General features: G+C 66.3%; 19 protein-coding genes. 10 read left to right on the top strand and 9 right to left on the bottom strand.

Annotated features, from left to right (window positions below; all coding sequences use genetic code 11):
• Nucleotides 1–19 precede the first annotated feature (19 nt).
• Nucleotides 20–496 (top strand): DUF4383 domain-containing protein, encoded by a 477-nt coding sequence (locus R4P95_RS16085; protein ID WP_109332789.1) that lies wholly within the window; start codon nt 20–22, stop codon nt 494–496.
• Here the strand turns inward: R4P95_RS16085 and R4P95_RS16080 are convergent, their stop codons facing one another.
• From R4P95_RS16080 to R4P95_RS16060, 5 genes are all read right to left on the bottom strand, one after another.
• Nucleotides 497–1,060, bottom strand: coding sequence for a type 1 glutamine amidotransferase domain-containing protein (locus R4P95_RS16080; RefSeq protein ID WP_109332788.1), 564 nt, complete (start codon nt 1,058–1,060; stop codon nt 497–499).
• 22 nt (nt 1,061–1,082) lie between these two features.
• A complete protein-coding gene (locus tag R4P95_RS16075) occupies nt 1,083–2,576 on the bottom strand; it encodes an FAD-dependent oxidoreductase (protein ID WP_213576744.1) in 1,494 nt (497 codons plus the stop codon).
• 100 nt (nt 2,577–2,676) lie between these two features.
• On the bottom strand, nt 2,677–3,858 hold the full coding sequence (locus R4P95_RS16070; protein WP_213576745.1) for a zinc-dependent alcohol dehydrogenase: 1,182 nt from the start codon (nt 3,856–3,858) through the stop codon (nt 2,677–2,679).
• On the bottom strand, nt 3,855–4,262 hold the full coding sequence (locus R4P95_RS16065) for a ChaB family protein (protein ID WP_213576746.1): 408 nt from the start codon (nt 4,260–4,262) through the stop codon (nt 3,855–3,857). The genes R4P95_RS16070 and R4P95_RS16065 overlap by 4 nt, the downstream gene beginning before the upstream one ends.
• An 84-nt stretch (nt 4,263–4,346) precedes the next feature.
• Complete coding sequence (locus tag R4P95_RS16060; protein WP_159924808.1) at nt 4,347–4,820, bottom strand: CinA family protein; 474 nt, start codon at nt 4,818–4,820, stop codon at nt 4,347–4,349.
• A 194-nt stretch (nt 4,821–5,014) separates the two neighbouring features.
• On the opposite strand from R4P95_RS16060, the gene R4P95_RS16055 reads away from it, so the two are divergent.
• Both R4P95_RS16055 and R4P95_RS16050 read left to right on the top strand, forming a co-directional pair.
• On the top strand, nt 5,015–6,592 hold the full coding sequence (locus R4P95_RS16055; protein WP_317745982.1) for an AMP-binding protein: 1,578 nt from the start codon (nt 5,015–5,017) through the stop codon (nt 6,590–6,592).
• A gap of 111 nt (nt 6,593–6,703) precedes the next feature.
• Nucleotides 6,704–7,867 carry a globin domain-containing protein gene (locus tag R4P95_RS16050; protein ID WP_159924812.1) on the top strand — a complete coding sequence of 388 codons (1,164 nt, stop codon included), beginning with the start codon at nt 6,704–6,706 and terminating at the stop codon, nt 7,865–7,867.
• A 10-nt stretch (nt 7,868–7,877) separates the two neighbouring features.
• On the opposite strand, the gene R4P95_RS16045 is transcribed toward R4P95_RS16050, so the two are convergent.
• Together R4P95_RS16045 and R4P95_RS16040 are read right to left on the bottom strand one after the other, a co-directional pair.
• Nucleotides 7,878–8,630 (bottom strand): FAD-binding oxidoreductase, encoded by a 753-nt coding sequence (locus tag R4P95_RS16045; RefSeq protein WP_213576748.1) that lies wholly within the window; start codon nt 8,628–8,630, stop codon nt 7,878–7,880.
• 67 nt (nt 8,631–8,697) lie between these two features.
• A complete protein-coding gene (locus tag R4P95_RS16040; RefSeq protein ID WP_317746108.1) occupies nt 8,698–9,849 on the bottom strand; it encodes a globin domain-containing protein in 1,152 nt (383 codons plus the stop codon).
• 306 nt (nt 9,850–10,155) lie between these two features.
• On the opposite strand from R4P95_RS16040, the gene R4P95_RS16035 reads away from it, so the two are divergent.
• The 6 genes from R4P95_RS16035 (at nt 10,156) to pyrE (ending at nt 17,226) form a co-directional block, all read left to right on the top strand.
• A complete protein-coding gene (locus R4P95_RS16035; protein WP_317746109.1) occupies nt 10,156–11,142 on the top strand; it encodes an alpha/beta hydrolase family protein in 987 nt (328 codons plus the stop codon).
• A 149-nt stretch (nt 11,143–11,291) separates the two neighbouring features.
• The gene (clpB, locus tag R4P95_RS16030) at nt 11,292–13,844 is read left to right on the top strand and encodes an ATP-dependent chaperone ClpB (protein WP_213576750.1); all 2,553 of its coding nucleotides are present in this window, start codon (nt 11,292–11,294) and stop codon (nt 13,842–13,844) included.
• A gap of 173 nt (nt 13,845–14,017) precedes the next feature.
• Nucleotides 14,018–14,899, top strand: coding sequence for a DUF5666 domain-containing protein (locus R4P95_RS16025; protein ID WP_317745983.1), 882 nt, complete (start codon nt 14,018–14,020; stop codon nt 14,897–14,899).
• Between the two features lie 95 nt (nt 14,900–14,994).
• Nucleotides 14,995–15,777 (top strand): hypothetical protein, encoded by a 783-nt coding sequence (locus R4P95_RS16020; RefSeq protein WP_317746110.1) that lies wholly within the window; start codon nt 14,995–14,997, stop codon nt 15,775–15,777.
• Between the two features lie 67 nt (nt 15,778–15,844).
• Nucleotides 15,845–16,672, top strand: coding sequence for an SDR family NAD(P)-dependent oxidoreductase (locus tag R4P95_RS16015; RefSeq protein WP_213576753.1), 828 nt, complete (start codon nt 15,845–15,847; stop codon nt 16,670–16,672).
• A gap of 20 nt (nt 16,673–16,692) precedes the next feature.
• Nucleotides 16,693–17,226, top strand: coding sequence for an orotate phosphoribosyltransferase (pyrE, locus tag R4P95_RS16010; RefSeq protein WP_109332769.1), 534 nt, complete (start codon nt 16,693–16,695; stop codon nt 17,224–17,226).
• Between the two features lie 69 nt (nt 17,227–17,295).
• On the opposite strand, the gene R4P95_RS16005 is transcribed toward pyrE, so the two are convergent.
• Together R4P95_RS16005 and R4P95_RS16000 are read right to left on the bottom strand one after the other, a co-directional pair.
• A complete protein-coding gene (locus R4P95_RS16005) occupies nt 17,296–18,702 on the bottom strand; it encodes a condensation domain-containing protein (protein WP_397517716.1) in 1,407 nt (468 codons plus the stop codon).
• Nucleotides 18,702–19,118 carry a hypothetical protein gene (locus tag R4P95_RS16000; protein WP_317745985.1) on the bottom strand — a complete coding sequence of 139 codons (417 nt, stop codon included), beginning with the start codon at nt 19,116–19,118 and terminating at the stop codon, nt 18,702–18,704. The genes R4P95_RS16005 and R4P95_RS16000 overlap by 1 nt, the downstream gene beginning before the upstream one ends.
• 359 nt (nt 19,119–19,477) lie before the next feature.
• On the opposite strand from R4P95_RS16000, the gene R4P95_RS15995 reads away from it, so the two are divergent.
• A complete protein-coding gene (locus R4P95_RS15995) occupies nt 19,478–23,356 on the top strand; it encodes a hypothetical protein (RefSeq protein WP_317745986.1) in 3,879 nt (1,292 codons plus the stop codon).
• Nucleotides 23,357–23,393 lie beyond the last annotated feature (37 nt).

Below are 23,393 nucleotides of genomic sequence, written 5' to 3'. Positions count from 1 at the left end.
CGCCTAGAAAAGGAGTGCTATGAGTACACGTGATGCGTCTGTCACCCGTTCGCCGGTGCAGATCGCTGCCCTCGCCGTGGGTGCAGTGTTCTTGCTCGTCGGGATACTCGGGTTCATTCCGGGAATCACCACCGACTACGACGCCCTCAGCGGTGCGGGCCACCACTCGGAAGCCAAGCTGCTCGGGATCTTCCAGGTGTCGATCCTGCACAACGTCGTGCACCTGCTGTTCGGTGTGGCCGGCATCGTCCTGGCCCGGGCGGCACACACCGCACGCCTGTTCCTCATCGGCGGTGGCGTGATCTATCTCGTGCTGTGGATCTACGGGCTCCTGATCGATCAGGAAAGTTCCGCCAACTTCGTGCCGGTCAACACGGCCGACAACTGGCTGCACTTCGTGCTCGGTGTCGGGATGATCGGACTGGGTGTGCTGACGGCACGGATGGGGGCCACGCCGGCAACCGACGCGACCCGTCCGCACTCGCCCATGGACTGATCACCGGTCGTGGCGACCCTCGGCGAACTCCTCGACGATCTTCGAACAGAAGGCGGGGAGGTCGTCGGGGTTGCGGCTCGACACCAATCCGTTGTCGACCACGACCTCTTCGTCGACGACGTTGCCGCCCGCATTGCGGATATCTGTGCGCACGCTCGGATAGGACGTGAGTGTGCGGCCGCGGACCACGTCGGCTTCGACCAGGGTCCAGGGTCCGTGGCAGATGACGCCGACAGGTCTGCCGGAGTTCACGAAGTCGCGGACGAAGCCGACCGCCGACTCGTCCTGGCGCAGGTGGTCGGGGTTGGTGGTGCCGCCGGGAAGGATCAACGCGTCGAAGTCCTCCACGGACACATCACCGACAACGGCGTCGACCTCGTAGGTTCCGGCTTCGTTGACGTCCGACTTCATGGCCTGAATACGGCCGGGGGACAGCGAGATCAAACGTACTTCCGCGCCGGCGTCCTCGACTGCCCTGCGTGGTTCGACGAGCTCGACTTCTTCGACGCCGTCGGTGGCGAGGATGGCAACCTTCCGGCCGCGCAGTGTTTCAGCCGATGTCATGGCTACTCCCTTCGTTCGATTTTCAGGTAACGCGACGTAGGTCGTGGGTCGACGGCCCCTCCAGAACCTTGCCGTCGGAGGCGAACCGGGAACCGTGGAGGGGGCAGTCCCAGGTTTCTTCGGCGTCGTTCCACTTCAGCACCCCGCCCAGGTGGGGACACACCACGCAGACGCGCTCGGTGTGGCCGTCCTTCGTGTGCTCACCGACGGGGACCAGTCCTTCCCGGATCACGCGGGCGGACGGTGCCGGGTCGTCCGCAGTGCGGCGACCGAGGAGCGCACCGCCCCATCCCGAGGCGAGGTGGACGGCGACGGAGCCGTTGAGTTTGGCGGCGGCCGTCACGTCGAACACCTGGTGGGGCGACCAACTGTGGAACGCGTCGGCCCAGCGGATGTGCCCGCCGAGAATGCGTGCGGACAGTACGAGAGCGGCGGAGACGGCGTTGGTCATGCCCCACTTGGCGAATCCGGTCGCGACGAGAATGCCCTCCTGTCCCGGTACGAGCGGGCCGACATAGGGCAGCTTGTCGAGTGACGAGTAGTCCTGGGCCGACCAGCGGTGGGTGAGGGTGGTGCCGGGGAAGTGCTGGGTCGTCCAACCGATCAGATCGTCGACGGCACCCTGAGCCGAGTCGGTGCGCCCGACTTCGTGACCGTTGCCGCCGACGAGCAGCTTCGTTCCGTCCGCGGCGGGGCGCAGCGAGCGCGTGGGCTGATCGGCGCTCAGATACATGGCGTCGGGTGCGCCGCCGGGGATGTCGAATGCCGCGGCATACGACCGCTCCGGCGAGAGCCGCGCGAAGAAGCCGCCACGGTCGAGTATCGGTATACCCGTTGCCAGAACCACCCGGTCGGCTCGAATGTCGCCGTGGTCGGTGGTGAGAACGTGCGACTTCGGCACCGAGCGTGCGCCGGTCACCCGCCGACGTTCGAAGACGTTCCCGCCGTGGGAGAGGATGTCTCGCGCGAGTGCCTGCAGTACGGGCATCGGATCGATGTACGCCTGATCGTCCAGAGTGACCGCCCCGGCATTCGGCACCGGGATGTCGAGGTCGCTGACGAGTCGCGCGGACAGTCCGGCGGCGCGGCACGCGGCGTACTGTGCCTGAACGGATTCGGTGCCCGAGGACGTCTGCGCGTAGGTGAAGTCCGGTGCGATGCCGACGGGGATGTCGCGTTCGTGGCAGTAGCGGATCAACCACTGCTGGCCCTCGAGATTGCCTTCGACGTACGAGCGGAGTGTGTGCGTGGCATGCCGGCGCGCGATCTCGGCAAGCCGGGTGCCTTGCAGGATACTGACCTTGCCCGTGGTGTTTCCGGTGGTGACGGCACCGAGAGTCCGGGCTTCCACGACGGCCACCCGCTGGCCGGAACGCGCGAGCAGCAACCCCGTGACGAGGCCGGCCAGGCCGCCGCCCACCACCACCGTGTCGTATCTTCCGCGCTCGTTCCAGGACTGCTCGGCGTCGACGGAAAGGCTGAACGGTTCGGCGCGGTCGAGCCACAGAGAGGTCATGGTGTGCGCTTTCCCTTCTGATCTGTCGTTGAAACGACGCACCTTCGGGTGCCGGGCGGCGTAGCACCCGAAGGGTTTTCGTGCAAGAAGGCCGGACGGACTACGGCCGCAGCAGAATCTTCACTGCGCCGTCCTGCTTCTTCTGGAAGATTTCGTAGGCGTGCGGCGCCTGATCCAGCGGAAGCTCGTGAGTGGCGAAGGTGTCGACGCCCAGTGGGTCGTCGTCGGTGAGCAACGGAAGGATGTCCGGGACCCACCGCAGGACGTTCGCCTGCCCCATGCGGAGCTGAATTTGCTTGTCGAACAAACGGAGCATCGGCATGGGGTCCGCCATTCCGCCGTACACACCGCTCAGGGAGATCGTGCCGCCCCGGCGGACGATGTCGATGGCCGAATACAGCGCGTGCAACCGGTCCACTCCGGCCGTCGTCATCAGCGGTCCCGCGATGGCGTCCGGCAATAAGGACGTCATCTGATGGAGGAGCTTCGCACCCGGCGACCCGTGTGCTTCCATACCCACCGCGTCGATGACGGAGTCGGGGCCACGCCCATCGGTCATCTCGCGGATCACGTCACCCAGATCGTCCTTGGCATCGTTCAAGTCCACCGTCTCGATCTGCCGTGCCTGCGCACGGGCAAGGCGCTCGGGGACGAAATCGACCCCGATGACCCGAAAACCCTTGTGCGCTGCGATGCGTGCCGCCATGTCCCCGATCGGGCCGAGCCCCAGAACGACGACGGAACCGCCGTCGGGTACGGCAGCGTATTCCACCGCCTGCCAGGCGGTCGGCAACACGTCGGACAGGTAGACGAACCGCGAATCCGGAGGTCCTTCGGGCACGGTGATGTGCGTGTTCGCCACGTGCGGGACCCGAAGGTACTGCGCCTGGCCGCCCGGCACGCTGCCGTACAGCTTCGAATACCCGAACAGGGCCGCACCCGACCCGTGCTCACGAATCTGTGTGACCTCGCACTGGGTATACAATTTCTGATCGCACATGTAGCAAGCGCCGCAAGAAATTTGGAACGGGATGACGACGCGGTCCCCGACCCGAACATTGGTGACTGCAGACCCCACCTCACGGACGATGCCCATGGGCTCGTGACCGAGGATGTCGCCCTGCTTCATGAAGGCGCCCAGCACCTCGTAGAGATGGAGGTCGGACCCGCAGATGTTCGTGGTCGTGACTTCGATGATGGCGTCGGTGGGCTGTTCGATCACCGGATCAGGGACGGTGTCCACGCTGACCTTCCGCTTGCCCTGCCAGGTCACCGCCCTCATCGCGCTCTCCGATTCGCCTTCTTGATGGCCTCCACCAGTTCGTCCTTCTTCATCGTCGATCGACCGGAAACATCGAGCCTGCGGGCAATGTCCATGAGGTGGTCCTTGCTGGCGTTGGCGTCGACTCCCTCGGCGGTCTCTCCCGACGCGTTCGGGCCGCCGTTCTCGGCCCGCTTGTCCGAAGGGCCTTTCTCGTCCTTCGCTTCCCAGTGGTCTCCCACCTTCTCGAAGCTGTGCTCGAGCGCCGCGTAGGCGACGCGGTGGGCGCGCTCTTCGTCGTGGTACTCGTCCATCGCCGAGTCGTAGGCCTTCGTGAACGTGCGCTGGGCCTTGTCCGGTGACTTCTGCAGCGTCGAGGGAAGTTCGCTCTTCTTCGGCTTTCCACTCTGGGTGGTCTTCGGCACGGGATCCTCCTCACGTGGGTGGTGCCCTTTCGAGCACGGGTACCCGGGGAGGACGGGCTCAATCGGGGCGTGCGCCCGCAGGCGTCAGTCGGACAGTCCGTCGAGGGTCTTCGCGAGGAGCGAGAGCGCATGCTCGGTGGTGGCGTCGACCACGTCCTTCGGGTCGCCGTCGAAGTGCTGCAACTCGGCGCTGACCTCGCCGCCTGCGATGACGCCGAACCACACGGTGCCGGGCGGCTGACCGTCCTGCGGGTCCGGTCCACCGGCACCCGTCACCGCAACAGCGACGTCGGCGTCGAGTATCTCGGCGACCGCTGCCACCATGGCGCGGGCACTGGCCTCGCTCACGACTGGGCCCTCCGGCACCTTCAGTACCCGATGCTTCACTTCGCTGGAGTAGGCGACGATGCTGCCCTTGTACCAATCCGACGACGACGGCGCGGCTCCGAGGACGCAGGAAATCTGGCCGCCGGTCAGTGATTCGGCAGTCGCGACGGACACCTGTGCGCGCCCGGCCGCGTCGGCGATACGTTCGGCGGTCGTCTCGTTCGAACCCATGTCTTCACGTTAACGGAACCGCCCCGCATGCTCTCGGGTAAAGGGGAAGCGGTGGCCGACGACGACCCCATCGCATCAGTGGAACAGGTTCCAGTTTTGCCGAAATCCGGTTATGGTGTCGGGGACCGGAGGACAACGGACACCAGGTCGCCGGACCAAGCGCCTCGGCGTCGCGGGAACGAAAAGGACGACTGATGACCGACGAGCTCGCACAACTGCATCGCCCCGCCTTCGCGGCCGATCTCCTCATCACCGCGCTGGAACGCAACACCGACAAGCCGGCCCTGTACCTCGGCGACGTCGTGCTCACCGGCGGTGAGATGCGCGATCAGATCAGTTGCTTCGCGCAGGCACTGGCCTCGCTCGGAATCGGCAAGGGCACCAGCACGGCGATGCTGTCCAAGAACCGGCCCGAGGTTCTCATCAGCATGGGCGCCACCATGATCTCCGGCTGCCGCGCGAGTGCCCTCAACCCGATGGGTTCGCTCGACGACCATCTCTACATCGTCGGTGACGCCGAGATCGAAACTCTGATCTTCGACCCGAACGCTTTCGAGGACCGCGCGGCACAGCTGAAGGAGCAGTGTTCCTCCATCGAGAACGTGTTGTCGCTGGGGCCGTCCGAGGTCGGTATCGACATCCTGGCGCTCGCGGCCACTTTTACTCCGCAACGCCTGTGCGCGGCAGAGGTGGACGCCGACGACAACAGCAGCATGGTCTACACCGGCGGCACGACGGGCAAGCCCAAGGGCGTCGTCGGGTCCTACCAGTCCGGCGCCACCCTCAATCAGATCCAGATGGCGGAGTGGCAATGGCCGGAAGAGCCGCGCTTCCTCATCTGCACGCCGCTGTCGCATGCCGGCGCCGCCTTCTTCATTCCCACCCTGCTGCGCGGTGGCGCGCTGATCGTGCTGCCCGCGTTCGAGCCCGGTGCCGTGCTGGAAGCAATCGAGAAACACAAGATCTCGGCCACCATGCTCGTGCCCACGATGATCTACCTCCTGATGGATCATCCCGACCTCGCCCGGCGCGACGTGTCGAGCCTGGAGACACTGTTCTACGGCGCCTCGGCGATGTCGCCGGCGAGGCTGAAGGAAGGTATCGAGAAGTTCGGGCCGATCTTCTTTCAGTTCTACGGCCAGACCGAATGCGGCATGACCATTGCGGTTCTGCGTAAAGAGGAGCATCTGCCCAACGACCCCAGCAGGCTCGCCACCTGCGGCCGGCCGGTGCCGTGGCTGAAGGTGGCGCTGCTCGACGACGATCTCAACGAAGTTCCGCAAGGTGAACTCGGGGAGATCTGTGTCCGCGGTCCACTCGTCATGAAGGGGTACTGGAAGAAGCCCGAGGAGACTGCCGAGGCGTTCCGCGGTGGATGGCTGCACACGGGCGACATCGCGCGCAAGGACAAAGACGGTTTCATGACCATCGTCGACCGCAAGAAGGACATGATCGTCACCGGCGGCTTCAACGTGTTCCCCCGGGAGATCGAAGACGTGATCTCGGCGCATCCCGCCGTCGGCTCGGTCGCCGTCGTGGGCGTTCCGGACGAGAAGTGGGGCGAGGCAGTCAAGGCCTGTGTCGTTCTGCGCGCCGGGCAGAGTGTCGAGGCGGCGGAACTCGTCGAAAGGGTGCGGGCGGCGAAGGGGTCGGTTCATGCGCCCAAGTCGGTCGATTTCGTCGAGACGCTTCCGGTGACGGCTCTGGGCAAATTGGACAAGAAGGCGCTGCGGGCGCGCTACTGGGAGACGTCGGACCGGTCGGTCGGTTAGCGGGACCTGGGCATCTATCGAGGGACCTGGTCGGCGGCACAGCCGCCGCACCGATAGTCTGCCCAAGTACTTCGCGGCGTGGCCGCGTTCAGTCGGTGACGAGGATGCGCGGTGGATTCACAGGCAATATCCCTGGTCCGGTCGAGCTTCAAAGCAATTGCAGCAGTACCGGACGGGCCGCAGACGCTGTCGGGGTCGTTCTATGCCCTGTTGTTTGCACGGTATCCGGAGACACGTGACTTCTTCCCTGCGGCGATGGATGTGCAGCGCGACCGATTGATCTCCGCTGTCCAGTACGTCATCGACCGCCTCGAGCAGTCCGGGCAGATCCTCACCTATCTGGCGCAGCTCGGCCGCGACCACCGCAAGTACGGCGTCCAGGACGCGCACTACGTCGCGGTGGGCAATTCCCTGATCGCCGCGGTGGAACAATTTCCGTCCACCGAGCCGTGGACCGACGAACTCGAGCAGGCGTGGCGTGACGTGCTCTCCGTCATCGCCGCCACCATGATGGACGCCGCGAACGCCGAGTCGGGGCCGCCGGCGTGGGGTGCCACCGTCATCGAGCATCTACCGGTTCGCAAGGACATCTCGGTGGTCCGGCTCCGACTCGACGAGCCGATGAGCTACAACCCAGGCCAGTACGTGAGTGTGCAGGTGCCCTCACGGCCCAGGATGTGGCGCTATCTCTCGCCGGCGAACCCGCCCAACGACGAGGGCATCATCGAATTCCACATACGCCGGGTGTCCGGCGGCTGGGTCAGTCCGGCCATCGTCACCCAGACACAGGTGGGTGAGCGGTGGGTGGTCGGATCACCGCTCGGCGACCTCGGAGTCCGGTTCGAGAACGGCCGCGACGTCCTGATGATCGGTTCGGGTACCGGCATCGCCCCGCTGCGCGCCCAGATACTCGACATGGCCCGGCGCCCGCAGAATCTTCGGGTACATCTGTTCTTCGCAGGCCGCTATCCCTGCGACCTGTACGACCTGGGCACGCTGTGGGCTCTTGCCGAACAGAATCCGTGGCTCACCGTCGTGCCCGTCACCGAAGAAGACGAGGACCCCTGGTGGTACACCGGTCCCAGCAGCGCGACGCTGCCCGGCATGCACCGCAGGCTCACCGGCAAGGTCGGCCAGGTCGTCGCCGACTTCGGGACGTGGTCCGAGCGCGACATCCAGTTGGTCGGTTCCGAGGCGATGATCAATACCACCAGGTTCCGGCTGCAGGCGGCGGGAACTCCGCCGGAGAACATCCGGCACGATCCGTCGTACTGATCCCGCCCGGTCAGTACGGGTCGTACTGGATGTTCTCGGCCGGTGTTCCGGTATCTCGCAGGCGGTCCAGGGTGGCGCGCACCATGGCTGCCGACCCGCACACCAGTACTTGATGGTCGGTGAAGGCCCCGTAGGACGTCACGACGTCGGGAAGGGTGCCCTCGATGAGGTCGTCGTCGGAGAACCCGACGTCCACCCTCGTCCGCTCGTGCCATTCGTCGGCCCAGTCGGGATTCGCGATGCTCTCCACCACCGGGACCACGGTGAGCCAGGGCAGGTTCTGCAGCAGCAGGTAGAGCATGTCGGACGCGTACAGGTCCCGCGGCGTCCGGTCGCCGACGAACAGGAAGACCCGCGGCGGATTCGGGTTCCGCGCGAGGTCCAGCAAGATGGACCGGAAGGGGGCCAACCCCGTGCCTCCGGCGATCATGATCACGTCCGGCCCGTCCTCGTCGACCGACATCGTTCCGCGAGGTTCGAGGATCTGCCACTGGTCGCCGGGTTCGGTATCCGACACGATGTCGCCGCTCACCCAGCCGCCGGGCACGGTCCGCACATGGAACTCCAGCTTGCCGTCCAGTGACGGGGGCAGCGCCGGCGACAGCCTCCGCAGCAATCGCGGGTTCTGGGGCACGCTGACGTCGACATACTGACCCGGCCGGAACGGGACGTACTCGCCGACGAGGCGGATCACCGCAAGATCTTGTCGCAGGCGGTGATGTTCGACGACGGTGCTGGTCCAGGTGGTCTGCGTGGCGTGCATGTGTGTGCTGTTCTCCCGACGTGGAACCGGACTTCGGATGTGGCTGGCGAATCGGCGGGCCGAGGACCTAGACGAGGGGATCGTGTCGGATCAGTTCCGGTGGTGTGCCGCCGCCCTGCAACGCATACACGGTGGTCTTGATCATTGCGGGCGAACCGGAGATCTGGATCTGCCGGTCGGCCCACGACCCGAACCGGGCGACCACCTGCCCGAGCCGCCCCTGTAGTCGTCGATGCAGGCCCGGTGGCTCGTCGGGAACGGGTACGGCATGCCACCACGGGTTCTCGTTTTCCTCGGAGACGGGCACCACGGTGAGCCACGGATTGCTGAGCGACAGCTGCCAGAGCGTCTCGATGTCGTAGAGGTCGCAGGGGTACTTGCCGCCCACGAACAGGTGCACGCGCGGATTCTGGGCCTTCATGGCCATGTCCATCACCTGCGCGCGCAGGGGAGCGATACCGGTCCCCGAACCGATCATGAGTACGTCGCGGCCGCCGGTGCGATCGACCTCGAGCCCGCCGAGTGGTGAGCTCAGCAGCCAACGGTCACCCACCTGCGTCTCGTTGACGATGGCCGGGCTGACCCAGCCGCCCGACACCCGACGCACATGGAACTCGATCTGCCCGTACGGGTTGGTGGGAATGGCCGCGGACAAGTACCGCCACAGGCGAGGGCGTTGCGGGATCTGGACGCTGAGGTACTGGCCGGCCGCGTAAGGGATCGGGGAGTCGGCCTCGAGCCGGACCACCGCAAGGTCGTCGAGGAGTCGTTCGTGGCCGACGACGGTGGCTCCCCACGCTGCGGGGAGGTCGTCGTTGTCGGCGGCATCGGCCATCGTGTGGAGCAGTAACTCGATCAGTTCCGACCAGGCGGTAGTGAGGGACGGGGTCCAGATCGCCCGGGTGAACGAATCTTGGACAGCGACGAGTAAGGCTCTCGCCGACGCCGAGTAGTGCCGGCCTTCGACGCCGTACTTGCGGTGATCGCGGCCCAGCTGGGCGAGGAATCCGAGGACGCGGTCCTGGTCCTCGAGATTGTCGATGACGAATTCGAGCGCCTGGAACAGTCGGTGCTTCTGCTGATCGAGCGCCGCTGGGAAAAGTGACCGGAACTCGGGATGCTCGGCGAAGAGCGTGGAGTAGAAGGTGGTGGCGAGGCGAGTGCGCCCCTGCTCGGTGGAGAGGATCGACGAAAAGCTTGCGCGCAGACGCGAAATCACGAGCGGATCGAGGCAATCTCGTGTCAAGCCGTCCCCTGTGTCGTGCGTGTCGATACGAACCACTGCATTCTAGCGTTCGGTCGACGGGACTCCGGGTTACGGCAAAACTCACTTCCGGCGAACCGCAGGCCGATTCGGCGGGTCGCGCGTGGGCGTTCGTGACCGACAAGGCACGATATGCATCCGGTACCGGTCGGGAGGAAATCAGGGGGGGCCATGCGGGCTGACGGTGCAATACTGGGCTGTCCACGGCGGCGCGGCGGTGTCGTCAGGCGGCCGTCGACGGTGGCCGCGGGAGTGCTGGCCATGGTGCTCGCGGCCCTGACGGGCCTGCCGACAGCAGCGGCGGAGCCTCGCGGAGCTATCGAGACGATCACGGCCGACCAGGCCGCGGACGGATCGCGGCTGGTCGAGGTCAGGTCGGTGGGGGATGCGCAGGCCGACTTCATCGTCCATTCGGCCGCGATGGACAAGAACATCACCGTTCGCGTGTTTCCGGCCGCGTCGGCGCAGCGTCCCACCGTCTACCTGCTCGGGGGCGTGGAGGGTAACTCCGAGAAGAACGGGTGGGAACCCCGGGCAGACGTCGGGCGCTTCTTCGCTGACAAGGACGTCAATGTGGTCATTCCGTTCGGCGGCGAGTCCAGTTACTACGCCGACTGGAAGCGGGACGACCCGAAGCTGGGCAGGAACAAGTGGCAGACCTTCCTCACCGAGGAACTGCCGCCCATCCTCGATTCCGCCCTCGATGCCAGCGGAAGCAATGCGGTCGCGGGGCTGTCGATGTCCGCCACCAGCGTGCTCAATCTCGCGATCGCGCGGCCGGGACTGTATCGAAGCGTCGGCGCCTACAGCGGCTGCGCGATGACCAGCAATCCCGTGGCCCGCCGATACGTCGAGATCACCGTCGCGGATTTCGGTGGCAACCCCGAGAACATGTGGGGCCCGGCCGACGACCCGCTGTGGATCGCCAATGATCCGTTCGTCAACGCCGAACGACTTCGGGGCACCACCCTCTATCTGTCCAACGGAACCGGATTCCCCGGAAAGCACGACACGTTGGAGTCCCGCACGGTCGGCGGCGACCGCGGCACTCTCGCCACCCAGGTGGTGGTCGGCGGAGTAATCGAGGCCGTCACGAACGACTGCACGGTTCGGCTGGCCGAGAAGCTCAACGCCCTCGGCATCCCCGTCACGGTCGACCTCCGGCCGGCCGGCACGCATTCCTGGGAGTATTGGAAAGAGGACCTCTACACCTCGTGGCCGATGATGGCAGCTGCGATCGGCGCCTGAAAGTGGGCACGATGGTGGAGGAACTCCAAAAAAATCCAAAGTTGAGCGGAACAGACTCAACCTTTCGTGCGTTAAGAAGAGTGACAGCGTCGCCAGGTCCCTCCCGGCTCCGGCGACGGACCGCTCTACTTCGCCAGAAGAGGTGACCAGTGGACTCGTTCAATCCGACCACCAAGACCCAGGCCGCGATGACCGCTGCGCTCCAGTCGGCGTCGTCGGCCGGTAACCCCGACATCAGGCCCGCGCATCTACTCGTGGCCCTGCTCGATCAGACCGACGGCATCGCCGCACCGCTGCTCAAAGCGGTCGGGGTCGATCCCACCGCGGTCCATCGCGAAGCTCAGAACTTGGTCGACCGGCTGCCCAAGACATCCGGGGCCACCACCACACCGCAGTTGGGGCGCGAAGCCCTCGGCGCCATCACCGCTGCGCAACATCTCGCCACCGAACTCGACGACGAGTACGTGTCCACGGAGCACCTCATGGTGGGGCTCGCGTCCGGCGACTCGGACGTGTCTCACCTCCTCGGACGGCACGGTGCCACCCCGGAGGCCCTGCGCGACGCGTTCACCACCGTCCGTGGCAGCGCTCGCGTCACCAGCCCCGACCCCGAGGGGACCTACCAGGCGCTCGAGAAGTACTCGACCGACCTCACGGCCGCGGCACGGGCAGGCAAGCTCGACCCCGTGATCGGGCGCGACAACGAAATCCGTCGAGTCGTCCAGGTATTGAGCCGCCGGACCAAGAACAACCCGGTGCTGATCGGCGAGCCGGGTGTCGGTAAGACCGCCATCGTCGAAGGGCTGGCTCAGCGCATCGTCGCGGGCGACGTTCCCGAATCGCTGCGCGGCAAGTCCGTCATCTCCCTCGACCTCGGTTCGATGGTGGCGGGCGCCAAGTACCGCGGCGAGTTCGAAGAACGGCTCAAGGCGGTTCTCGACGACATCAAGAACTCGGCCGGCCAGGTCATCACGTTCATCGACGAGTTGCACACCATCGTCGGCGCCGGTGCGACCGGTGAATCCGCGATGGACGCCGGAAACATGATCAAGCCGATGCTGGCCCGCGGTGAACTTCGGCTCGTCGGCGCCACCACGCTCGACGAGTACCGCAAGCACATCGAGAAGGACGCGGCCCTCGAACGGCGTTTCCAGCAGGTCCTCGTCGGCGAACCCTCCGTCGAGGACACCGTCGGCATCCTGCGCGGACTCAAGGAACGGTACGAAGTGCACCACGGTGTGCGCATCACCGACTCCGCGCTGGTCGCCGCCGCCGCCCTCAGCGACCGCTACATCACCTCCCGGTTCCTCCCCGACAAGGCCATCGACCTCGTCGACGAGGCGGCGTCGCGGCTGCGGATGGAGATCGACTCCCGTCCCGAGGAGATCGACACCGTCGAACGTATCGTCCGTCGCCTCGAGATCGAGGAGATGGCGCTGCAGAAGGAGTCCGACGAGGCGTCGAAGGAACGGCTCGACAAGCTGCGCCAGGAACTCGCGGACGAGCAGGAGAAGCTCAACCAGCTCACCACGCGGTGGCAGAACGAGAAGCAGGCCATCGACTCCGTCCGCGAGGTCAAGGAGCAGCTCGAAAACCTGCGCGGAGAAGAAGAGCGCGCCGAACGCGACGGCGACCTCGGCCGCGCAGCCGAACTGCGGTACGGCAAGATTCCGCAGCTCGAGAAGGAACTCGAGCAGGCGGCCCGTGAGTCCGGCGCCGCCGGCGACGGCGACGTCATGCTCAAGGAAGAGGTGGGTCCCGACGACGTGGCCGACGTGGTGGCAGCGTGGACCGGCATTCCCGCCGGCCGCATGATGGAAGGCGAAACCGCCAAGCTGCTGCGCATGGAAACCGAACTGGGTAAACGTGTGGTCGGGCAGACGGAGGCTGTGCAAGCGGTGTCCGACGCCGTCCGGCGGGCCCGCGCCGGGGTGGCCGACCCCAACCGGCCCACCGGTTCGTTCCTGTTCCTCGGCCCCACCGGTGTCGGTAAGACCGAGCTCGCGAAGTCGCTGGCCGACTTCCTGTTCGACGACGAGCGCGCCATGGTGCGCATCGACATGTCGGAGTACAGCGAGAAGCATTCGGTGGCCCGTCTCGTCGGTGCCCCGCCCGGATATGTGGGGTACGAGTCGGGCGGTCAGCTCACCGAGGCCGTGCGCCGACGCCCGTACACGGTCGTGCTGTTCGACGAGGTGGAGAAGGCCCATCCCGACGTCTTCGACATCCTGCTCCAGGTACTCGACGACGGCCGGCTCACCGACGGGCAGGGGCGCACCGTCGACTTCCGCAACACCATCCTGATCCTCACCTCCAACCTGGGGTCGGGTGGAACCAAGGAACAGGTGATGGATGCGGTGCGGCACGCGTTCAAGCCGGAGTTCATCAACCGTCTCGACGACGTCGTGATCTTCGACGCCCTGTCGGAGGAACAGCTCGAAGCGATCGTCGACATCCAGCTCGACCAGCTGTCCCACCGCCTCGAGGCGCGGCGGCTGTCCCTGGACGTCTCCGACTCCGCGAGGTTCTGGTTGGCGGTGCGCGGGTACGACCCCATGTACGGTGCCCGGCCGCTGCGGCGACTCATCCAGCAGGCCATCGGCGACCAGTTGGCGAAGAAGCTCCTCGCCGGTGAGGTCAAAGACGGTGACACCGTGCCGGTGAAGGTGTCCGAGAACGGTGATTCGCTGGTCCTCGGCTGACCAGTTCGTGAGTGGCGAGGTGCGCCCGGCGCGCCTTGCCGTTCGCGCCTTGTTTTCACAGGGCCGTCTTAAGTTGCGCTACTACCCTGAACCCCCGAACGGGCCGCGCTGCGCGTGAAGGCCGCACGAGCATGTTCGACCGGCAACCACACCCCGAGGGAGGGGCCCCGACCATGACGAACTCCGACGATCCGCGTACTCCTCAGGAACGCGCGTACGACGACTCGGCGACATCGGGACCCGACGGCACGGAGTCGTGGTCGCGAGACGAGCAGCGGACGGAGTACCTGGGCAGCACCCCCGAACAGCCCACGCAACAGTTCTACACGTCCGACCCCACCGCGGCGTACGGGCAGAACCAGCCGAACCCCACGCAGGCGCTCCCGCCGTACGACCCCAGATTCGACTCGGGGGCGCCGCCTCCCAACGCCACGCAGGCCTATCCGCCGTACGACGCGCAGCAGTACTACGGCGGGTATCCCACCGGGCAATATTTGCATGCCCAGTACCCGAACCCCCAGTACCCGCCTCAGCCGCCGGGCGAGGAACCTGACGACAAGAAGCCGCGCCGCGTCGCCACGTGGATTGCCGGCGCTGCAGCCGCCTTGCTGCTGATCGCCGTCATCGGTTTCGGTATCGCGCTCTTCACGTCGGCGCCGAACAACTCCTCGTCGTCGACGGTGGCGGGACCGACCACGTCACGCCCGCCTGCGACCACCGCACCGCCGAGGACCAGCGCGCCCCCGTCCACGACATCCGAGTCGCCGCTCGACCAACTCCCCGGCGGAATCGGCGAGGCCATCGGCGAGGCGGGTGCTGCCTTCGGAACGATCAGCGCCAACGACGGCACGACGCTGACCCTCGACGCCATCGGCGGATCACAGGTGACGGTGCAGACCAACCCCCAGACCAACGTGATCGCCCTGGACGGGGCCACCGTCGCCGATCTGAAGCCCGGATTCACCGTCATGGTTCAGGGCACCAAGATCGAGAACGGCTCGATGATGGCGGAGACGATCATCAGCACGGAACTGCCCCGGCTCGGTGGCAACTGACCATCGTGTCCTCGGGGCCGTCCGACACGGGGTGTCCCGGTACCGCATGGTCCGATTGCGCCGTCGACTCGCTAGGCTGATCACCGATGACGGGAATGTGGTTCGTACTGGCGTTGATCGCACTCGCAGGCGCGTGTGTGTTGCTTTATTTCGATCGCTCGCGGCGCGATCAGACCGGCCGTGTGCGGCAGATCTGGGCGAAGGCTCAGGGCTACACCTACGAGAGCGTCGAAGAACGGTTGCCGGCCCAATTCCACCGCGCCGCTATGGCCAAGCAGGAGTACCTCAGCGCCCTCGATGTCGTGCGGGGCGAACGTCGGGGTGAGTCGTTCATCCTGTTCGACTTGGAGGAAACCGCGACCATCGTCGCGGTGCACCGCAAAGTGGGCTCCGATGTCGACATCGACCTCCGGCTCAAGTCGACGCCGCCGCCCAAGGATGCGGACCTCGAGTTGCTGGGGGCCATCGGACCGCGGGTCGTTTTCGCCACTGACCTCGAGATCGCGCGCCGCGTCTGCGATCAGCGGATGGTCGCCTTCACCGAGTCGGTTCCTCCGCACGTGAACATGCTGTGGAGCGAGGGGGAGTGGACCCTCGGTTCGATGCCCATCAACAGCACCGGGCGCGAATGGGATTCGGCGATCGAGGCGGTGGCCCGGCTGTCCGGTCTGCTGCACGTCCTCCCGCCGGTCATCGAGCCACGCGAACTCGATCGTCAACCTCACGACCCGGGCCGGCCGCGACTGCGCGAAGGGCGCCCAGCCGCGGGACGCCCAGCCGAAGGGCGCCCAGCCGAGGGGCGCCCAGCCGAAGGGCGTGCCTCGGCGCCGCACCCGCCGGCCGGTGGTCGTCCTCCCCAGGGGCGCCCCCGCCCGTGAGTGGTTGACGAGTCCAGGGACTCGTTAACCGCGCACAGGCGTGCCGCGCCTTGCTACCGTCACCGGTATGTCGACGCCTTCGAGTTCCGCCGACCTCCCGTCCGCTTCCGACGACACCCCCACGCGACCGGTCGCCCTCGTCACCGGCCCCACCTCCGGGCTGGGCGCGGGGTTCGCCCGCAAGTTCGCCTCGCTGGGTTACGACCTGGTGCTGGTCGCCCGTGACGAAGGGCGGATGCGCGAGCTCGCCACCGAGACCAAGGCGAGGTTCGACACGGAGTGCGAGATCCTTCCCGCCGATCTGGCGACGACCGCGGGTCGCTTGGAAGTGGCCGGGCGTCTGAACCAGGGCGTCGATGTACTGGTCAACAACGCGGGCTTCGGCACCTCCGGTGAGTTCTGGACCGCCGACCCCGGGCTGCTGCAAGCTCAGCTCGACGTCAACGTCACTGCCGTCATGCAGCTCACCCGGGCGGCGCTGCCGGCAATGATCGCGTCGGCCAACGGCACTGTCATCAACGTGGCCAGTGTGGCCGGGCTTCTCTCCGGCCGCGGCTCCACCTACTCGGCAAGCAAGGCGTATGTCATCTCGTTCTCCGAGGGGTTGTCGGGAGGTCTGGCGGGGACAGGTGTTCGCGTGCAGGCGTTGTGCCCGGGATTCATTCGCACCGAGTTCCACGAACGCGCCGGAATCGAAATGACTTCCATCCCCAAGGTCATGTGGCTCAGCGTCGAGCAAGTGGTGGCGGCCTCCCTGGCGGATCTCGAGAAGGGAAAGGTCGTCAGCGTCCCGGGCGCCCAGTACAAGGTGCTTACTTCGGTGGGACGGCTGGTCCCGAAGAGCGTTGTGCGTCGCCTCACCAACGTGGTCGGCCGGGGCCGTGGCCGCACGTAGCGGTGGGTAGGGTTTCTGTCATGAGTGATCGCGAGGATTTGGCCGCGCTGGTGCGGAAGCTGGCTGTAGTGCACGGCAAAGTGACGTTGTCCTCGGGCAAGGAAGCCGACTACTACGTGGACCTGCGCCGCGCGACGCTGCATCACGAGGCTGGCCCGCTGATCGGGAAATTGCTTCGTGAGCTGGTGTCGGATTGGGACTTCGACGCGGTGGGTGGACTCACGATGGGAGCCGACCCGGTGGCGATGGCCGTCATGCACGCGGCGGGCAGGCCGATCGACGCGTTCGTCGTCCGTAAGGCAGCCAAGGCGCACGGGATGCAGCGCCAGATCGAGGGACCGGACGTGGTCGGCAAGCGGGTTCTCGTCGTCGAGGACACCACCACCACCGGCAATTCCCCCCTGACCGCGGTGAAGGCGCTCCGTGACGTGGGCGCCACCGTGGTCGGTGTTGCCACCGTCGTCGACCGCGCCACCGGAGCCGACGACGTGATCGCGGCCGAGGGGCTGGAGTACCGGTCGCTGCTCGGCCTCGCAGATCTCGGACTGAACTGACTCAGGGCAGCGACGGGAAGATGGGTGATCACCCCGTCGCTGCCACTTCGGGGAGCGGGTCGGTGCGTATTACGAATACGCGGGGACCGGTGTCGTGATGTCGTTGCGGACGACCTCGCTGAACACCGATTCCAGTTGATCGAGGAACCGAGAGATCGTGGAATGCGCCGTCGCCGTATCGGGATATCGCGAACGTAACGACAGCCCCTCTTCGGTACGCGACACCCAGAACTGAGCGTCATCGCACACCGTCACATTGCTGATGTGGTGTGCGTTCATCGCCCGAAGCTCTTCGGGGCAGGCGACTTTGCGGTAGTCGATGTACGAGACCATGAACAGGTCGGTTCGGGTTCGCCGGTATCCGTCACCCACTCCACGACGCACCTGTTCCATGGACAGCCCCTTCAGCGAGAGTGCGGTGCGGAACGACGCGTGAGTGCCGGTCAGCGTCGACTCGAACGACCCGTCCGCTGACACCGGAACCACGATCGGGGCAGTGGCAGTGAGCCACCCGATGGAGTCCTTCCACCGGTGATTGTGGCGGGTGTGCAGGGGAAACTGCAGTGGCAGGTGGAGCGGGCCGCCTTCCCGTTGCAACGCGGTACCGATTGCGCTCAGCACACCAGTGAACATGCTGCCTCCTGCTCGTAGGCAGTTCTCTTCCAGCCGTGCGGTGCTGGGACCGTCGAGGATCACCCGGACATCGGACGCCTGCCGCGCCGGTCTTCCCTGCTCGACGCCGAGGTCCAAGGGGAATGTGGGAGCTGTCCCACCGCAGCGCTCGTAGAAGTTCGACCACGCCCGGATTCTCGGATCGCTGTCGTCGATGGCCGTATCCACGGCTTCCGTTTCACAGTACGAAATGAAACTTCCCGGGTCGCCGAGCACCTTTCCGATCTGCGTGTCGTCCGTCGCCGGTGCTGACGTGATCAGGTCGTAGATCTGCCGTAATTCGCGCAACGCGATCACGAGGGACAGCCCGTCCACGATGGTGTGGTCGAACGCCGCGATGACGGTGCTCGATGTGGGCCTTTGCACGATGGCGAAAAGATAGGCGGGAAACGTCAGGGGGTCGCACTCCGCGGTGAAGCGGGTGCGCAGGTGTGCGCGGAGCGACACGGGGTTGTCGAACCGGACGGGATGTGATTCTTTCAGCGCAATGGCATCAGGTGGCACCATGAGGCGCTCGATGCGTGTGGGATGGACGTCGAAGCCCGTCCACAGTGCATCGTGCCTACGGATGAATATCTCGAATGTGCGCCGTACAGCGCTGCGGTCGAGTGTGCCCGGCAGATCCAGGCTGCCTGCCATCCACACGCTGCGACCGAATCCGTGTGCCCGGGCGGTGTCGAGGTGGAAACGCTGGTTGTAGCTGGGCGGAATATCCGACTTCAGTGAAGCCGCAGTTGGTAGCAGGGTCCATTCTGTGAGCGTGCCGGGTTCGATGTCGTAGCGATCGATCGAGGTCACGTGCATCAGCGTTCTCCGCTGTCCGGGCGCAGGCTCGTGAGGGCGCGTTCGATGCAGCCGTAGGCGGCGACGGTGATGATGGCCAGCGGGCCCGCGGCGACCGCGGCCAGCCTCTGCCCTACGGCGTTGACGAATACGATGACGTTCTGCAACGACAGTTCGTCGGTCGTCTTTCCCACGAGCGCTCCGATCCCGCATTCCCGAATCGTCCGCACGATGATCGACCCGGCCGCCGACGGCGCAGCGGTTTCGGCGTCGGCAGGATTTGCGACCCCGATCACGCCGGCGGAAATGGTCGTGTCCGAGGTGAGGGCCGCCGTGGTTGTGCTGGTCTGGGGTGTCGTTTCCACTGCACCGGCCGAGCCGGTGCTTGCGGCCATTGCGATCAGTGCAGCGGCGAGGATGACGAAGAATTGCCTCATATCTGGATATGCCCTTTCGTGCGGAGAATGGAGTGCTGGGCATTATTCGAAAAATGCCGAGTGTGATGAGAATCCCGATGTGCCCCGTTGATTCTTGGCCATTGATCGGTGAACGGAACCAGCTTTGTCCGTAGAGTTGGTCTTGGCTCACTCCGAAACGGACACCGAAGTCATCGGTCCTGGTAGCAGGGCATAAAATTCCATCCGGACCGGATCCGGCCCGGTGGCGGCGAGATCGCGGCGGAGTGGTAGTTCTATGATCTCGGTCTCAATTACTTGGATTGCCGGTCCCGAATCTGCGATAACAACTGCGCACCTTTGTGTCCGCGGGTGTGCGGGAATTCGAACTCGGAGCGCTGATGGAATATCCCGGTGACCACGATCACCCCCGAGTGCTTTTCGCTGAACGATTCGCGCTGCTCTACGAATTGGCCGGTCGCCCCGTTTTGAAACGGCTCGCCGATCGCGCGAACTCCACGATTCCCGTCACCGAGTCGAGACGGGCTGTGTTCGTGTCCGCGCAACGCCTCTCCGACTGGCGTACCGGTCGCAATGTGCCGGCCCGGTTCGATGGTCTGGTCCCGACCCTGCGGGTCCTGATCGGTGCGGCCCGGACCCGACATCCCGGCCCCCGTTCGGACGGGCTCTACTCGATCCGGCAGTGGCAGGTGCTCTGGGAGCGGGCGCAGCGCAGCGAACCGGCGCGCGGTGACGCGGGTCGCGACTGCCCCGCGGGGGCCACCGACCGGGGGCCCGAAACCGCCGAATGCCCGTACCGCGGGCTGACAGCCTTCGGTGTCGAGGACAGCCGGTACTTCTTCGGGAGGCAACGGGCGACCTCGGCTCTCCTCGCCGCGGTCCTCGACAGCGATGACGACGTCGCGCTGACAGTTCTGGTGGGGGCGTCGGGTTCGGGGAAGACGTCGTTGCTCCACGCCGGGCTCGTCCCGGCGCTGGAACGGGGCCGTTCCGTCGTGACCCTCACTCCGGGCCGCGACCCCGTCGGCACACTCGAACGCTCCTTCGACGAGGAGCGGGAGACGCCGTGCGTTCTTATCGTCGACCAGTTCGAGGAACTCTTCACACAGTGCCGGGACGAGGATGTTCGGCGGCGCTTCGTCGGTGTGCTCGTGCAGACCGCGCGAAGCCGCGCGTATTCCGAAACGCCGGTCGACGCGGTGGTGGTGGCCGTGCGCGCCGATTTCTACGAGCGGTGTGTGGACTACCCCGATCTGGCGGTCCGTCTTCAAGAGGGCCAGATGGTTCTCGGACCCATGACGCGTGACGAGGTTCGGACGGCCGTCAGCGGTCCTGCCGCCTTGGTGGGTGTTCCGCTCGAGCCCGGCCTCGTCGACATCATCGTGCGCGACCTCGGCGACGGAAACGGCGCTGCATACAGCTCGGGTGCCCTGCCGCTGCTGGGGCACGCCCTCTTGGCAACGTGGGAGGCACGGGCAGGTGATTCCCTCACCGTGAGGGCCTACGAGTCCGTGGGCGGGGTACGCGGTGCTGTCGCGCGTACCGCCGAGGCGGTCTGGGAAGCGCTGACCCCCGCGGAACAGGTGGCGGCGAGGCAGATACTGATGCGGCTCGTCGCCGTCGGCGATGACGGTCCGGATACTCGGCGCAGCCTGAGCCCCCCGCAGGTCCTCGAGGGATGTTCGAATACCAGTGCCGGAACCAGCGCGATGAATGCCTTGACCGCTGCGCGGTTGGTGACCCGTGATGCGTCGGGGGTCGAACTCGCGCACGACGCGGTGTTCGAGGCGTGGCCACGGCTTGCCGTGTGGCTGAGCGAGGATCGGGCGGTCGCCGTCCTGCATCAGCGGATCGACAAGGACGCCCTGGAGTGGGAGAGGCATGACCGTGACGGTTCGCTGCTCTACCGGGGCGTGCGGTTGGATGCGGCGCTTCGGTGGCAAGCGGACAGTCGCACAGGCCGTATGGGTGCGTCGACGCGTTCTTTCCTGGCGGCGGGAAGGCGACACGACCGTCTCGCCCGGTTGCGACGCCGAGGAGCTGTCACCGCGCTGGCACTGCTGACCGTCCTCACCACGATCGCGGCACTCACGGCGCACGCGCAGCGAGTGTCTGCCGACGAGGAGCGCACGACGGCACAGTTCGCGGAAATTCTCGCGCAGGCCGCGCGCACGCAGAACCCCGATCCGTCCATGTCGGCCCGGCTTTCGTTGCTCGCGACCCAGCTGCGGCCTCAGGACGACACCGCAAGGTCGATGCTGCTCGCGTCACAGAATGCCCCGCTCGCCGACCGACTCGGAAGCCACGACGGTGCAGTCTATTCCGTGGCTGTCGGGCCCGGCGGAGTAGTCGCGTCCGCCAGTTACGACCGAACGATCCGATTGTGGAACCCGGCGGCCACCGGGACCCGCGGCTCGTTCGCGGCGTCCCTCACCGGGCACACGAGCTGGGTCACCAGCGTGGCCTTCAGTCCCGACGGGCGAATGCTCGCCAGCGGCAGTGGTGACAGCACAGTCCGGCTGTGGGACATCCGCGATCCCGCCCGGCCCACCGAACTGGGGCAGCCGCTCGTCGGGCACTCCGGAGCTGTGTACATGGTGGCCTTCAGCCCCGACGGGCGCACCCTTGCGAGCGCCGGTGACGATGGAACGACCCGGCTGTGGAACATCGAAGATCCGAGGGCTGTAGGGGACCGTGCAGCACCGCTCAGCGGTCACACGGGCGCTGTCCGCACAGTGGCTTTCAGCGCCGACGGGCGAACGCTCGCCACGGGAAGCGACGATCACACGGCGATGCTCTGGGATCTGAGCGATCCGGCGCACCCCGTGGCGTCCGGCCGGGTGGTCGGGCATGCCGACACCGTGCATTCGGTCGCTTTCAGCCCGGACGGGCGACTTCTCGTGACGGGGAGCGACGATCACAGCGTTCGGCTGTGGCGCCTCGACCGCCCGGGTTCGCCGGTCGCCACCCGAGAACCCCTGATCGGGCACAACGCCGCGGTCTGGTCGGTGTCCTTCGGTCCGGACGGTTCGTCGCTTGTCTCCGCGAGCTGGGACGGAACCGCCCGGGTCTGGTCGCTGATCGACCCGGACCGGCCGACGTTGCTCGGAAAACCCCTTGCTGGAAGCAGCGGCGGACTCACGACTGCGGTGTTCACCCGAGACGGCAAGGCGGTCGTTACCGGAGGTCAGGACGGGACTGTGCGAAAGTGGGCGCTACCGACCGCAGTCGTCGCCGGACACACCTTGCGGGTCACGACACCCGTGCTCGACGGGTCCGGAACCGTCGCCGTCACGGCGTCCCGGGACGGGACTATTGCCTTGTGGCGGATGGGAAACGGGCATCCGCCAGTGCTCACTGCACGGCTACTGTCGGGGGGCGGTGTGGGAGTCGAGAACGTCGCTTTGTCGGCGGATGGTTCGGTGCTCGCGACCGCGGGCGTGGGCACGGGGGAGGTGCAGCTGTGGAACGTCGCCGGCGGCACGGCCGTTCCGGCCGGACCACCCCTCGAGATCGCCGCGCGCTACACCCACGAGTTGGCTTTCAGTCAGGACGGGGCGTTGCTTGCCACCGCTGCGGACGACCAGTCGCTCACCCTCTGGAGCCTCGCGAACAGGGCGCGTCCCGTCCAGGTGGGAAGTGCGCTTTCCGGCGCCGCCGGATGGATCAACGCCGTTGCCTTCAGCCCCGACGGACGTGTCCTCGCGGCCGGCAGTAGTGACAAGACGGTGCGATTGTGGGACGTGTCCCGCCCCGAAAGGCCCGGTGCTGTCCGGACTTTGAGCGGTCACCACGGTGCGGTCAACGCCATCGCCTTCAGTCCTGACGGGCGCACCCTGGCCAGTGGCAGCGACGATCAGACGATCCGCGTGTGGCCCCTCACCGCGGAGACCGGCGACAAACCAGGTGAAGCCGCGGTGCTGTCCGGTCACACGAGCACCGTCCGCTCGGTCGCGTTCAGTCCCGACGGCCGGATCCTGGCCACCGGGAGCGACGACCAGTCCGTGCGCATCTGGGACGTGTTACACCTGCGCGCGCTGGGCGGTTCACTGGTACCGGATGGAACGGTCCGATGGCGAGTTGCGTTCGGTGCCCGGTCTGACGTGCTGATGGCGACGGGGGAAGCCGGCGCCGTTCGAGTACTCGACCTCGACCCGCACACTGCCGAGGCCAGGGTGTGCGCGAACACACCCGATCCCTCGACAGTCGAATCGTGGCAGCAGCTTGCTCACGGGCCAGTGGCAGCGCCCTGTGGCTGACACCAGAGCGCAGATCAGTCGGCATCCGCGGCCGTGA

It is taken from the genome of Rhodococcus sp. IEGM 27 (assembly GCF_033142305.1).
Lineage (GTDB): Bacteria > Actinomycetota > Actinomycetes > Mycobacteriales > Mycobacteriaceae > Rhodococcus_F > Rhodococcus_F oxybenzonivorans.
Note: the sequence above shows the minus strand (reverse complement) of the source record. Positions and strands in the feature narration are given on the sequence as shown.